This is a genomic window from Loktanella sp. F6476L, assembly GCF_023015725.1.
Taxonomy (GTDB): Bacteria; Pseudomonadota; Alphaproteobacteria; order Rhodobacterales; family Rhodobacteraceae; genus Yoonia.
Genome location: NZ_JALKAR010000010.1, coordinates 1 through 14417 on the forward strand (window position 1 = coordinate 1; position 14417 = coordinate 14417).

The 14417-nt window shown below is 57.1% G+C and carries 11 protein-coding genes; 6 read left to right on the forward strand and 5 right to left on the reverse strand.

Annotated elements, in window-relative coordinates; all coding sequences use genetic code 11:
• Nucleotides 1-2362: sialate O-acetylesterase (locus MWU61_RS16120; RefSeq protein ID WP_247129487.1), on the reverse strand; the 2362-nt coding region annotated here is incomplete at its 3' end.
• 207 nt (nucleotides 2363-2569) lie between these two features.
• On the opposite strand from MWU61_RS16120, the gene MWU61_RS16125 reads away from it, so the two are divergent.
• Entirely contained in the window at nucleotides 2570-3331 is a 762-nt protein-coding gene (locus MWU61_RS16125) for a DUF2793 domain-containing protein (protein ID WP_247129488.1), read from the forward strand.
• Between the two features lie 30 nt (nucleotides 3332-3361).
• On the opposite strand, the gene MWU61_RS16130 is transcribed toward MWU61_RS16125, so the two are convergent.
• Both MWU61_RS16130 and MWU61_RS16135 read right to left on the reverse strand, forming a co-directional pair.
• Nucleotides 3362-4840: a hypothetical protein gene (locus MWU61_RS16130; RefSeq protein WP_247129489.1), complete on the reverse strand. Its 1479-nt coding sequence runs from the start codon at nucleotides 4838-4840 to the stop codon at nucleotides 3362-3364.
• Between the two features lie 28 nt (nucleotides 4841-4868).
• Nucleotides 4869-5219: a hypothetical protein gene (locus tag MWU61_RS16135; RefSeq protein ID WP_247129490.1), complete on the reverse strand. Its 351-nt coding sequence runs from the start codon at nucleotides 5217-5219 to the stop codon at nucleotides 4869-4871.
• A 173-nt stretch (nucleotides 5220-5392) separates the two neighbouring features.
• On the opposite strand from MWU61_RS16135, the gene MWU61_RS16140 reads away from it, so the two are divergent.
• Both MWU61_RS16140 and xrtD read left to right on the forward strand, forming a co-directional pair.
• Nucleotides 5393-6364, forward strand: a complete 972-nt coding sequence (locus MWU61_RS16140; protein ID WP_247129491.1) for an acyltransferase family protein — start codon at nucleotides 5393-5395, stop codon at nucleotides 6362-6364.
• Between the two features lie 45 nt (nucleotides 6365-6409).
• A complete protein-coding gene (xrtD, locus tag MWU61_RS16145; protein WP_247129492.1) occupies nucleotides 6410-8002 on the forward strand; it encodes a VPLPA-CTERM-specific exosortase XrtD in 1593 nt (530 codons plus the stop codon).
• A 242-nt stretch (nucleotides 8003-8244) separates the two neighbouring features.
• On the opposite strand, the gene MWU61_RS16150 is transcribed toward xrtD, so the two are convergent.
• Nucleotides 8245-9462: a glycosyltransferase family 4 protein gene (locus tag MWU61_RS16150; RefSeq protein ID WP_247129493.1), complete on the reverse strand. Its 1218-nt coding sequence runs from the start codon at nucleotides 9460-9462 to the stop codon at nucleotides 8245-8247.
• A 213-nt stretch (nucleotides 9463-9675) separates the two neighbouring features.
• Between MWU61_RS16150 and MWU61_RS16155 the strand changes: the two genes are divergently transcribed.
• Both MWU61_RS16155 and MWU61_RS16160 read left to right on the forward strand, forming a co-directional pair.
• Entirely contained in the window at nucleotides 9676-11778 is a 2103-nt protein-coding gene (locus MWU61_RS16155; protein WP_247129494.1) for a YjbH domain-containing protein, read from the forward strand.
• Nucleotides 11775-12431: a YjbF family lipoprotein gene (locus MWU61_RS16160; RefSeq protein WP_247129495.1), complete on the forward strand. Its 657-nt coding sequence runs from the start codon at nucleotides 11775-11777 to the stop codon at nucleotides 12429-12431. The genes MWU61_RS16155 and MWU61_RS16160 overlap by 4 nt, the downstream gene beginning before the upstream one ends.
• Before the next feature lie 221 nt (nucleotides 12432-12652).
• Here the strand turns inward: MWU61_RS16160 and MWU61_RS16165 are convergent, their stop codons facing one another.
• Nucleotides 12653-13627 (reverse strand): glycosyltransferase family 2 protein, encoded by a 975-nt coding sequence (locus MWU61_RS16165; RefSeq protein ID WP_247129496.1) that lies wholly within the window; start codon nucleotides 13625-13627, stop codon nucleotides 12653-12655.
• Between the two features lie 123 nt (nucleotides 13628-13750).
• Here MWU61_RS16165 and MWU61_RS16170 point away from each other — a divergent pair, with 123 nt between their 5' ends.
• Nucleotides 13751-14416 (forward strand): polysaccharide deacetylase family protein, encoded by a 666-nt coding sequence (locus MWU61_RS16170; RefSeq protein WP_247129497.1) that lies wholly within the window; start codon nucleotides 13751-13753, stop codon nucleotides 14414-14416.
• Nucleotide 14417 lies beyond the last annotated feature (1 nt).

Genomic DNA, 14417 nt, shown 5'->3' on the forward strand with positions numbered 1-14417 from the left:
CCAAAATCCGGTCATCGCCATCGCCACCATAAAGCCGGTCATCGCCCTCATCGCCGCGCAACACATCGTCGCCGCCGTTGCCATACAAACGGTCCGCGCCGTCATTGCCGCGCAAATCATTGCGCCCGTCAGAGCCCCAGATGTAGTTATCCGCCGCATCGCCCTGCACGTTGAACCGGCCTTCGCCGTAGAAATAGGCGCGCGGGGCTGTTTCAGACAGGACAAAATCACCGCTGATGGATGCGTCGCCTTTGATATGCTGGGTATCGACCACCAACGTGACAGGTGCGCCATCGCCAAAGGCCGCCTGATCCAGAATTTCGAGACCACGGTTGCGTTCGAGCGCATCCAGACCTGTTTCCAGATCACGGTAGCTGCGCACAGCGGTATCAAAACTGCGGTTGTTAAAGATCGTGACCAGCGGTGTGGCCTCGGTGATGGTGATATCAATCTCGATCGCCTCGCCATCGAGATTGTAGTCATTTGCGTAGAGGTAGAGCCGGTAATCGCCCGCATGGTCGTAGCTTGGCGTCAGGACCAGTTCGTCAGTGTCCTGATCGGTGTTGTAGAAAAATTTGTTCCGCTTGTTGAGGTATGAATAATAATACAGGTCATCCCCTTCGGCGTCGCTAAAGAACTCAGACACATCCAGACGCAGTTCCTGCCCTTCGGCCAATGTGATCTGGTCAGGCACAGGCGCATCAATCGCAGGCGTGGGGGCTGTGTTCGGATCAGCAACCAAGCCAGACAGGATGCCCTGCAACACATCCACATAGCGTCCCGCAAATTCAGTGAGCGATGCGCCGTTGAAATGCACACCGCTCAATTCATCCGAAATCAGCCCCGCAGAGCTGACAACGGCAATGTTAGGGTCTGTATTTTCCAGCTCGATCTCTTGCAGGGCGATGTTTTGCGCCCAGTTCACGCCTTGCTTGGACAGCTCACCAAACAGGAACGGCAGATCGTCATTCGCCCAATCTGTGCCGCGCACTTGGTCCACCAGTTCCAGCGCCAGCGCTTTGTAGGTCGCAGTCGGTAGCGGGTAATCGCTTTCGCCTTGGTGCCACAGGAACGCATCAGCGGTGTCTTGGCCCACCAGTTCCAGCGCACGGGTCACTTCGGGGTTCAGGTTCGCCCAGTTTTCACCAGTGCCGCTTTCCAGCCAAGTGCTGATCACAGAGCCAGGCACCGCATGGGCCACAACCAAAACCGGTTGCCCCAGATCGGCGGCCAGTTCGGTTGCCGCAGGGAAATAGAAGTTGTTTTTCAGCGTCGATCCGGACCGTGCCGCACCGCCCGCAGGGGCTGCGTCATAGGCTGATAGAACCAGTTCATCATTGACCCAATCATAGGCCACAACATCATCACTGCGGATAAATTCGCCGTCTCTGGCGCTGCCTTCGGCGTTCGACTGCCCGCCCACAACCATCACAAAGTAATCGGGCGACCAAAAGACACCATTGCCATCGACCAATTTATAGCTCGCGTGCAGTGGTTCTTCGGCGCGGCGTTTATACATCACGCCACCAATGTCGATCTCGTCCACATCATCCGCAGGCGTATACCCCAGATCGCCAGCATCACCGCCGCCGCCATCCCCTGTGCCACCGCCATCGTTGGAAAAGCGGAAATCATCAGCGTTCAGGTCCGCCAGATCAAAATCACGCAGCTGGATTTGAATGTCACCATAGCTGACGATGACATTGTCTTTGGATTGATAGGCGCGGCCGCCTTTGGCCAGCAGATCATCAAGACTGGTGGCCCCCGCAAGGCCGCCCAAATCAATCACATCACCTGCATCAAAATCATAGATGAACAGCTGGTTCTTGGCAGATGTATCCACCACATAGGTGTCATCGCCCGCACCGCCGTAAACACGGTTCTGGCCTGTGCCTGCGTGGATAATATCATCACCGTCACCGCCATAAGCCCTGTCGCGACCGGTACCCGTGGTCAGGATGTCATTGCCGCCGCCGCCGTAAAGAACGTCGTCGCCAGTGCGTCCGTCCATCGTATCCACGCCGTCACCACCATAAAGCACGTCACGCGCGGTGTTGCCGATGTAGGTGTTATCCGCGTCGTTGCCGTAAACCCGTGTATCAACAGCGGCTGTCTGGACGGTGAAATCGCCCTCGCCTGCCAGCCGGAACAACCGGGCAATCGGGCTGAGAGTGACATCTGCCCCGTCCACATCAGCGCGCAGCGTCACACCATATTCGTCAATCGTGACATCATCGCGCACGCCGTCATCGGGACCCAAATCAATCGTATTGTTGCGCTGTAGGAAATCGAGTGCCCCTTGAAGAGCATCAAAAACACCAAGCAGCCGACCGCCAAAGAAGTCGCGAAAAATAGAAAACATTTGAATCTCTTAAATAAAAAATAACACCCCACCCCTTCGTCGCGGGTTTCAGCAATTGTGTCAAGAAAATGGCCGAAATAAGCCCACCAAGTGGTGAAACATAGCGTTGCCAAAACGGGGACAATACCGTGCGTAGGCTTGAGAAAACTTTCATGCTCTACGGGCCACCTAAGGCTGACCCACAGCTTTCGGAAAGGCGCGCGCCCCATGTCCCAGACATCAACTCATTTGAACCTGCCCTATATTCAGCCCGCGCAGGCCCAAAAACACGTCACTCACAATGAGGCGATTGAACTGCTCGACATGATCGTCCAGCTAAGCGTGCAGGACTTTGACGCCACCACGCCGCCCGTATCGCCTGCCGAAGGGGACACATGGGCGCTGGGGCTGGCGCCCGTTGATGCCTGGGCCGGACAGGCGGGCAAAATCGCTAGTTTTCGTGGTGGTGGCTGGTTGTTTGTGACCCCGCAATTGGGATGGCAGGCCTATAACATCGCCACCAGCACAGTCAGCGTGTACACAGGCAGCGACTGGGTCAGCACGCAGCCCACACCGTCGTTCGACAACCTGTCTGGCGTGGGTGTGAATGCATCCGCAGATGCGACCAATAAGCTATCCGTCGCATCAGAGGCCGTGTTGTTTAATCACGCAGGCGCCAGCCATCAGTTGAAGCTGAACAAAGCCAGCACCGCTGACACCGCCAGCCTGTTGTTCCAATCAAATTGGTCAGGCCGCGCCGAAATGGGGTTAACGGGCGACGATGACTTTGCCATCAAAGTCAGCGATGGGTCCGCATGGTTCACCGGTTTGCGCGTCATTGGCAGCACCGGCGCCGTGCAAATCAACGAAGTCCTGTCACTGCCCCCTCGCGCAGAACCGGCAAGCGGGGCCGCAGGGGACATCTATTTTGACAGTACAACAGCCAAACTGCGGTGCCATGACGGCAGCCTTTGGCAAGACCTGTTCTGATCCCGTCAGGACCGCACCGGTCCGCGTCTATTACGCGGCCGTTTGAACCCGCTTAGGATGGTGGGGCGCACTTGTCTTGGATTGTCCGTTAAAGTGCCCCATCGCGGCCCCCAATCGTTGTACCTGATTTTTCAAGCGCTGCGATTTCTGGAAATATTCTTCCGCCGTGCCAGCCGTGCGTTGTGTTGTATGATCAATGCCCATCACGGCGGACGACATTTCGGTGATGCTGTGGGACTGATCGGTGCTGGTGGTGGCAATTTGTTTGGCCATATCCGCCACTTCCGACACCGAGGTGATGATGCTTTGCAGTGTCGTGCCAAGCAGATCAACCAGCGTCACGCCTTCGGTCACATTGGCAGAACTTTCCTCGATCAGTTCACGGATGTCGCGGATGCGATCCGAACTATCCGACATCTTGCGCATTGCCCCTGTCGCATCTTCTGCGGTGGTCCGGCTTGATTGCGCTTTTTGCGAGGTATCGGTGGCGACCTGCGACATCTCTTGAGCCGCATCCACATTCAGCTTTACCGACGATGTCAGTTCCTGCATGGCTGCTGATGTTTCTTCAACCGATGCAGCCTGCTGGCCTGCTTGATCGGACAGGCCTTCGGCCCCTTGTGAAATGCCGGTCGTCTCGGTCGAGATTTCGGTGCTCACCCTGTGAATTTCGGACACCACATCGCGCAATGTGCCAATGGTTGTGTTCACATTGTCCTGCAAATCACCAAAGGCCCCGGCAAAGGTCCCTTCAACATGGGCAGATAAATCACCTTTCGCCAGATTGGACATCACCAGACAGGTCGTCGAAATCCCCTGATCGACACTGCCCACAAGATCATTGGTGCCATCCGCAATCCCTTGCAAACGCGGGTCATCGAACGTGGTCGTGATCCGGTTTTTGAAATCACCCTGCACACCGGCCTGCACGACATGACCGACCGACGTTTGCAGTTGATCAATCATCTTTTCGTTCGCTTCTGCGCTTTTTTGTGCTTCCCAATTGATGGCAGCCAAAGCCTGACTTGCATAGGCAAGCGCCAATGTCGCCAACACCAAGATCACCGCATGCATGATCGTCCGGCCAAGATCGGTGCCACCCGGATAAATCATTTCAGGCAGCGCGAAATTCAGGATCAAGTGATGTGCAGCGACCGCCGCCGCCCCTGCCAGAATAGCCCTGTGATCAACCAACAAAATCAGGATGCCCATCGTGGCAAAGAAATGCATATGCGCATCCACCTGCCATGTATGGCCGGCAAAAGCCCCCACAATCACCGCCACCTGCGCCTGCGCCAAAATCGCAAAGATTGCACGGAATGTTGCCCTGTTTTTATCGGACCACAGGCAAATGAAACCGCCCCCACCAAACGCAGATGCCAGCAGCGCGATGGCAAGTGTCGGACCATTCGTCAACACACTGGCCCCGATCGCGGCCAGCGTGTTGATCACAAGCAATCCATACAACCACCGGCGACCGTCCTGTCGAAATTGCGCTAACCTATTCATACTTTTATCCATTTCTTGATCCCGACCATCATTCTGATGTCACCACACAAAGCCCCGCTGCAAACGATCCATCCATCGCCCAAAGCGCGCCATTGGCATAAAGATGCTGTGCAAAATCAGGGTCCGGACTGATGCCCACGACAACACCTTTGAACGCCCCGAAATCGATCATCGCCCCCCCGGCCTGGGTGATCCGTGCATCGATTTGATCCAAACTCCACCACGGCGGGAAAAAGATCGTGACAGGCAGACCGGTACGCGGCCAACTGGCCAGAACAACGACCGCCAACATGCAGACGGTCAGCACAGCCGCACAGGGCCAAAGCAAAAGCCTGTCAGACGGGGATTCCGTCTCAAAAGAAGGGTAAACAACGCTCATACCCTGTCGCTACACGCTAAATCTGAATTCTTTATTGAGACCAGACGCCCCATTGGGCACGGATTAAGAAAAACATGGAAATTCAGGAAGGCGGCGTTCTTTTCCCTCAGGATTTAACCCTTTGGTAACCACAAAATCCGACACTCAACCGGCTTGCCAAAGGAGCCGCCACCATGATGTCCGACCCAATCCGCAACGCCAGCTTCGATTATATTCGCCTGATTGCCGTGATCGGGATCATCTGGTTTCACACCGGCGCACCGCACAGTGATATCGGCTATGCGGGTCTTTCGTATTTCCTGATCCTGCTGGTCTTTCTGGCGATCCCGAAAATCAGCCATATCCGGTGCACCCGACACAGGGCCCCTGCGATTTTACGTTATGCGGCGACACGTGGGCGGCGTTTGATCCTGCCATGGTTGGCCGCATCCGCGCTTTATGGCGGGCTCAAACTGGCAGAGGTATCGCGCGGGGCCACATGGGGGTCCGAATTTGACACCACCATGTGGCTGACGGGCACGGCACAACACCTGTGGTTTTTGCCCTTTGCCTTTGTGACCTGCCTTGCACTTTGGCCTTTGGGGCGCTGGATGCCCGTGATGAAACGATCGGTGCAATTGCACCTGTGTATGACATTGATGTGCCTGTCGTTGACGACCCTTGCGATGTGGCAAATGGCAAGCTGGCCAAGCCCTGTAGCGGAATGGGCCTATGCGCTGCCTGCCGTATTTTTGGGCGCTGCACTGGCCCTGACGGGGGGCAGTGTGTTGCGGATGACCGGCGTGGCGTGTCTGTTCTTTTGCATGGCGCTGTCGGCGAATTGGACGCTGGGCCTGCTGCAATTAGGCATTGCTGTTGTGGCTTTGATCCTGTGTCAGATCATTCCTATGAGGCCGACCCAGATCTCTGCTTTTGCCGCGCGGGCATCATTGGGGGTCTATCTGATCCATCCTGCCGTCGCAGCCGTGGTGATGCGCAGCCACCTGATTGCGGATCACAGCACGACATTCGCTGTGGTCGTCACCCTTGGGTCGCTTGGCATTGTGTCGCTTTGGGAAACAGTTAGAGCCACCGCATCGGGCCCAAAATCACTGCTTTCCGGTATATTTCCGCGCAGCTTACACCATCACCAAAAGTCTCCCTGATCGCGCCACCATTTTGCCCTGATTGTTGCCTAGCTGGGAACAGTCATGACCGAAATCCACCATATCCCCGCGCAGGCGCGCCTACCGCAGATCAACTGGCTTGGTCTGGGGCTGCTGATTGGCCTGATCGCCATCGCATTGCCTGTCTTTTGGTCCGGCTTTGCACTGCTCGGATCGGCGTGGATCACCCCTGAATACAGCCACGGCCCGCTGATCCCGGTGATTTCGCTTTATCTGTTTTTGCGCGAACGGCGGTTGATCACCGCCCCGCATGGGCCAAAACGAGCCGTGCCCGGCATCCTGCTAACCCTGTTTGCACTGACTTTGGGGGTATTTGGCAACCTCGTCGCGATCCCCGATATCGTGGCCTATGCGCTGATCCTATGGGTTGGCGGCGTGATGTTGACTTGCATGGGCTGGGACCAAGGGAAGCACCATTGGGCGCCTGTGCTACACCTGATCTTCATGCTGCCGCTGCCGCAGATCCTGTACTGGGAACTGACGATTGCGTTGCAGTTGATTTCATCAGAACTGGGGGTCTGGTTGATCCGGCTTGCCAATATTCCGGTGTTCCTTGAAGGCAATATCATCGACCTCGGGGTCTATAAACTGCAAGTGGCCGACGCCTGTTCCGGCCTGCGGTACCTGTTCCCAATCTTGTCGTTTTCTTACTTGATGGCGATCCTTTATCGCGGGCCGTTCTGGCATAAGGCGGTGCTGTTTGCGCTGGCTGTGCCACTGACAGTCATGATGAATTCCGTGCGGATCGGGAATATCGGCATGCTGGTCAACGCCTACGGGATTGGGCAGGCCGAAGGGTTTCTGCACTTCTTTGAAGGCTGGGTGATCTTTGGGGCCTGTATCGCGATCCTGTTTGCGATGGCGCTGACGCTGCAACGGCTCACACGCGACCCCAAACCGCTGCGGGACGTGGTTGATCTGGACACAGACGGGCTGGGCGGGGAAGCGGCACAGGTGCTGACGGTTGCGCCCACACGCGGCATGGTCATGGGGCTGGTGCTGTCGACACTCATCACCGCAGCCTTCGTCTTTACCCCCGCACCACCACGGGTCATGCCTGACCGCGACGTCTTTGCCCTGTTCCCCCGCACCATCGCAGGCTGGCAGGGGCAGGTGATCCCGCTGGATCCCGATATTGAAACGACTTTGGGTGCGACCGACTACATCAACGCGACCTATCGCGCCCCAGACAGCGCCGCGACGGTCAACGTCTTTGCCGCATGGTACGCCACACAAACCGATGGGGCAGGTATCCATTCGCCCGAGGTCTGTCTGCCCGTGGGTGGGTGGGAAGTTTTTTCGCTTGATCCGCACGCCATATCGCTGCCGACCACGATCTATGGGGATTTCAACGTCAATCGGGCCGTGATCCAGAAAGGCCTGTCCAAACAGCTGGTCTATTACTGGTTCGACCAACGCGGCCGGCGCATGACAAGCGACTACGCGGCCAAAGCCACCGTGGTCTACGACAGCTTCACACGCGGGCGGACCGACGGGGCGATGGTGCGGTTCGTGACACCCATCGCAGAGCATGAGACGACAGCAGACGCCGACTCCCGTCTGCAAGGGTTCATGGCAGACGTGTTGCAAAAACTGCCCGCGTTTATTCCGGAATAAGCGTCAGATGGGGGCCAGCCCCCGCCCTGCGGGCCCCCCGGGATTTAGAAAGACCCAAAGAAGCAAAGCGTTGATCTTATATTAACCAGACCGGTATTTAGTTCGAAAGCGGTCTAGGCAGGGATGCGGACGACCGTACCCAAAGAAGCCGCCACCCTGTTGTGATGCAACCGTATGATGACTGGGTGGCGCGCTCGGGTTTCTTTGGGTCTTTCTAAATCCCCGCGCGGCGCGCTCCCGCACTATCCCCGTTTTGCAAACACCCGATCGTAAGCTGCCAACAGATGCGGCACGGAATGGGCCCATGACAGCGCCCCAAGCACCCGTTCACGGCCTTCTTTCCCCATCCGCGCGCGCGTGTCTGGATCGTCCATCAGTTGGGCGATCTTATCGCCAAAATCAATCGGGTCATTGGCCGTCGCATACAGCGATGCACCTTGCGCCGATACGCGTCCTTCGGTCAGGTCGAATTGCACCGTCGGTTTTTCCAGCGTCATGTATTCCATGACTTTGTTCATCGTGGAAATGTCGTTCATCGCATTCTTGGGATCAGGCGACACGCCGATGTCGATGCAATTGAGCACCGCGAGCATGTCATCCCCGTACAAAGGTCCCGTGAAGGTGAAATAAGGCTCTAATCCGTGGCCTTTGACGTCGGCCTGCACGATTTCCAGATGCGGCCCGAAGCCTACGATCGCGAAATGCACATCCGTTTTGCCCAGCGTATTGATCAGATGATCTGCGGCTTCAACCAGCAAATCCATGCCTTCCTGTTGGCCGATCACACCCACATAGCCCATCACGGTGCCTGCTCCCTTACGGTACGACAGATCCCCGGGGCCCGGCACAAAGTTATCCAACTTGGGCGCAGAGCGGACCACGAACACATCATCAGGGTCCATCTTGCCGCGCCGTATCGCGATCTTTTTGAAGCTTTCGTTCGTCGCAATCGACACAGAAGCGCTCGCAAAGGTGATCCGTTCCCACACCAGCATGATCTTGTAGAAAAGACCTTTCTTTTCGAATTTGGCCTCGAACAATTCGGGACAGACATCGTGGTGATCAAACAGATAGGTCACGCCCCACAACCGGTACCACCACGCAAGGATGAAGATCAGATCAGGCGGGTTACACCCGTGGATCACATCAAAGCCGCGCTCAACCCAGACAACACGGGCCAACCGGAACCACGCCTTCATCGCGTGCCAGTATTCCTTGATATAGGCCCCTGCCCCTGCGTGGGCTTCTGGGGGTTCACTGTGGCGATAGATGTGCACGCCTTCGATTTCTTCATAGGTTTCATCCCACCCCTTTCCCATCGGGCAGATCACGCTGACAGCATAACCCGCCTTGACCAATGTTGTGGCCTCAAGCCAGACGCGGCGGTCTAGCGGCACAGGCAGGTTTTCCACGACGATCAGGATACGGCGTGGGGTCGAAAATACGGGGACGGTCGTCATATTGGGTACTGCTTTTTATCTTTTGCGTCAGACTAAAAGAAAGTACCGGCCACCGATACGGGGCCGATCAAAGCACACCACACCTGTTGTGCGATTGCACAGGCCGGAAATCACACATCCTTTTCGGCAGATTTTGCCACAATTTGACGGCATGCCGTTTCCCCTGTTCCGGATATACGCTAGCCTGCGACAAAAGACGGGGAAGAGCAGCACATGCAGATCAGGCACATGATGGCCAGTGGGACCGCGATTATCGCGCTCTTGGCGGGAACCCACGCAGTGGCCCAAGACCGGAGCTATAACCTTTACGGTGTGCCGGGTTTGATCGACACGCCGAACGCACGCTCCGCCCCGGATGCCGAGATTGCAGCGACTATTGGTGGGTTTAGTGCCCAACGAAGGGGTAGCTTCACGTTTCAGCTTTTGCCGAACCTGTCCGGTACGTTTCGCTATGCAGGGCTCAGTGATCGCGGCGATGGGCGTGAAGACATTTTTGATCGCAGTTTCGACCTGCGTTACCAGTTATTGCAAGAAACCGATTTTTTACCTGATATAGCTATCGGCCTGCAGGACTTTCTTGGCACTGGTTATCTGGCAAGCGAATACATTGTCGCCACAAAAACAATCACCGATCGTCTGGATGTCACCGCTGGCCTAGGATGGGGACGTTTGGGGACACGTAACGGCTTTGATAATCCGCTTGCCATATTCAGTGACGCCTTTCTCACGCGCCCCGAACTGCAAAACGTCGAACGGGGGGAAGGCGGCCAAATTGATGCGGCGCAGTTTTTCCGAGGCGATGCTGCGTTCTTCGGTGGTGTCAGTTATGCATATTCGGACAAACTGACACTCAAGGTCGAATATTCGTCCGAAATCTATGATGCGGCATCGGGTGGTGGCGAAATAGACGACAAGTCCCCGATCAACGTCGGGCTGAACTATACCTACCGTCCCGGACTGGATGTGCAGCTGGCCTATCTCTACGGGTCCGAACTGGCCGCCGGCGCCACGCTGACACTGAACCCGCGGACCCGTCTTGCCCCCGGTGGGCGCGAAACAGCGCCGACACCTGTGCGCGTACGCCCCAACGATCTGTCGGCCGCCGCATCTTGGGGCACAGACGAGCAAACCCTGATACAGACACTGAAAGACGCAGGGATTACCCTCGACGGCTATGACGTGACATCCGACACCGTGGCCCGCGTGCGCTACACCAACGACACCTTCCGGTCAGAAGCACAAGCCATGGGGCGCGTGGCGCGTATCCTGTCGGCTGAACTGCCAGCAGCGGTTGAGACCTTTGTGTTAGAGCCGCAACAGCGGGGCATTCCCCTGCAAGCCACAACGATCCAGCGCCGTGATCTCGAGACGCTGGAAAACCGTGCGCAGGGTGCGGCCCTGATCGCGCAAAACAGCGTGACCACCGACGCCCAACCGGGCACCGGCCTGACCTACACCCTTGATACAGAGCCTGCGTTCACGTGGGGGCTGGGGCCATATGCCAAGCTGATCGTGTTCAACGGGGATGCGCCTGTGCAGATCGACGGCGGGATAGAGCTGAAAGCGAAGTACACATTCGCCCCCAATATCATCGCCAAAGGTGTGATCCGGCAAAGTCTGCGGGACCTGCCATTGGCGGACGAGACTGAAAACGAAGACGACCTGCAAAACGTGCGCACCGATGGGCGGCTTTACGGGCAGGGCGGCAATCCCGTTATACAGACACTAACGCTGGCGCATTACGGGCGTCCCAGCACAGACCTTTATAGCCGTGTGACGGCCGGTTATCTGGAAGATCAGCACGGCGGGATATCATCGGAACTGCTGTGGAAACCGGTTGATAGCCGCCTCGCAATCGGGGCTGAACTGAACTACACTGCACAACGCGACTACGATCAGCTGTTCGGGTTCCAAGACTATGACGTCGTGACCGGCCACCTGTCAGGCTACTACAGCTTTGACAACGGGTTCCACGCGCAGGTCGACGTGGGCCGGTATCTGGCAGGGGACTGGGGGGCGACCTTTGGACTGGACCGTGAATTTGACAATGGTTGGCGGGTGGGGGCGTATTTCACGCTGACCGATGTACCATTCGAAGAGTTTGGCGAAGGGTCATTCGACAAAGGCATCCGTATCACCGTGCCGAACGACTTCTTCTTGGGCAACGCCACACGGGACAAAGTGACCACCAACCTACAATCCCTGCAACGGGACGGCGGGGCGCGGATCAACGTCGATGGCAGATTGTATGACATCGTGCGCGACGGACATACTGCGGGACGATTTGGCGATACATTTGGGCGGTTCTGGCGATGAATAATTTCACAAAAACCCTGTGTTCGGGTCTTATTTTGGCAGGCCTGTCGGCCTGTGGACCTTTGAACCAAGACGGGCTTGGAACCACATTTCTGAATGCCGGACGCTCATTGACCGGCATCGGCGCAGATGATGCACCCGCAACCCCTGCAATTTCACCCGCAGTGGCCAATGCAGCGCCCGGTGATGTGCTGCTCGTCAAGATCATCGCGCGCGACGCAGTGGCGCCTATGACCAAAGTGGCGCAGAACGGGCGCAACATCACATGGATCAGCCCGGGTCAGGTCACGATGGCCTTTGAAGACGGCATTCTTGTGGGGACACGCGGGCTCGACGACGATCTGATGGGTGTGGATCCCATCGGTGTGCGGGCCGCCTTGAACGCAGGTGGCGGCACAGCCCAACGGCGGCAAAGTTTCCTCACCTCCGAAGATCAAATCGCCACGCGCGACCTGACCTGCGACATCACACGTGTAGGACGCGAAGACGTGCAAATCATCGGCGGAGCGCGCACGGCCACGAAGTTTGAAGAAGATTGCAAAGGGCCCGCGCTGGAATTCAAAAACACCTACTGGCTGGCAGGTGGCGAAATCATCAGATCGCGCCAAGCCGTATCGGCCGGTGTGGGATTCATCCAAGCGGACCAACTTTAGACATATGTCGGATGGGGGCCAGCCCCCGCCCTGCGGGCTCCCCCGGGATTTGGACAAACCCAAAGAAACATATAGCTGCGCCACCTCGTCATTAGGTCATGCATAACAAACGAGGTGGCGGCTTCTTCGGGTACGATCGTCCGCATCCCTGCCTAGACCGCATCACATCCAAACACTGATCCGGTTAATAAAGCACCAACAAGGTGCTTCTTTGGGTCTTTCTATATCCCGGGGGGCCTGGGAGGCTGGCCCCCCAGTGTCGCGACGGACTTTATGTCCGGCGCAAATCCGTCTTGCCACTCCGCTCGTCGTGCCCAGACCTGATACCATTCCCCTGCTTTTTCGCGGCGCACCACCGACAAGGCCAAAGCGCGCGACAACGGCCAGAACCGCAACAGATGTCGCCCCAAACCACGGGTAGCTGGGGAAAAATGCCGTTTGATCAATTCCGCCTTTGCAGCAAGCAGACGCACGACCTTATCCGCTTGCACAGTCTCTGATGCGGCCCCGTAGTGCACAATCGTCGCAGTCGGTGTGACCGTGGGCTGCATGCCTTGCCCTTTCGCGCGCAGGCACAGGTCGGCTTCTTCGCCGTACATATGAAAAATCGGGTCTAAACCGCTCAAATCATCCCATGTTTGCCGTGTGAGCAAGAATAAACAGCCCGCCACGATATCGACTTCGCGTACTGTATCACGGGGCCAATCCCCAAAGGCTTCGGGGTTAAACACAGCCGATTTCGGAAACACGCCCGTCAGCCCGGATGTCCGGCAGAACAATGACCACAGCGTCATCCGCCCCCAGCATGAATAGGGGTTCAACGTCCCATCCGCATAGACCGTCCGTCCGCCCCAGATCCCCGCCGCAGGCCGTTCTTTTGCAAAGGCCAGCAGTTTGTCCAGCGCCCCGTCCAGCACCAGCGTGTCGGGGTTCAACAACAAAACCCAAGGCGCCGTCACATGGGGCATCGCAATGTGGTGCGCCCCTGCAAAGCCGTGGTTATGGGTCTCGGCCAGCACGGTCGCTTGCGGATAGGCCGCCGCAATCGCATCAGCCGATCCATCTGACGACGCGTTATCCACCACGATCACCTCAAACGGGGTCTGTGTCTGCGCATAGACCGATGCGAGGCAGGCCAGCGTCATGTCCCGCGTGTTGTAGCTGATGATGATAATCGACAGGATGGGGCTGGTCATAGACGGTCCAATGGGATGATTTTGACACATCTGTAGAACAAAGGCGCAGGCGAAACTCCTATCTTCCCTGCGGACAGACTAGGCTGCGGGCGAATGTTGCAAACCGGACCCAGAAGGCAGCCTATGCGTCACGTGATCCTCAATTTCCACGGGCTTGGCGCCCCGGACCAGCGGCCGCTTGAGCCGGGCGAGGATCGCTATTGGGTTGATGCACAGGTTTTGCGCGACACGATTGATCTGTCGCAGCAGATGCGCGACAAAGTCGATGTAAAATTTACATTTGATGACGGCAACTTAAGCGACTTCACCATTGCTGCGCCACTGTTGAACGCGGCAGGCATCAGCACCCAGTTCTTTGTTCTGGCCGACCGCATTGATCAACCCGGATCGCTGAGCACCACGCAGATACGCGAACTTGTCGCCCAAGGCCATCAGATCGGGTCACATGGTGCCGCCCATGTGAATTGGAAAACGGCCGATTTGGACCGTGAAGTAGGCTCTGATACACGCCAAAAGATCGCAGATGCTGCAGGGACGCCGATCACGCAGGCCGCGATCCCGTTCGGGGCTTACAACGGGCGTGTGGTGCGGGCCCTGCGCGATGCAGGGTACACGCAGTGCTATTCGTCAGACGGTGGGGCGTATGACAAATCGCAATACCCGATCCCGCGCACGTCGATCCGTGCTGATATGACGATGGCCGATATCAAGGCGATTATCTTAGGCCATGAACCTGCCAAAGCCCGTGTCCGTCGCGCCCTTGCCCATTTTATCAAAAAGCGGATCTAAC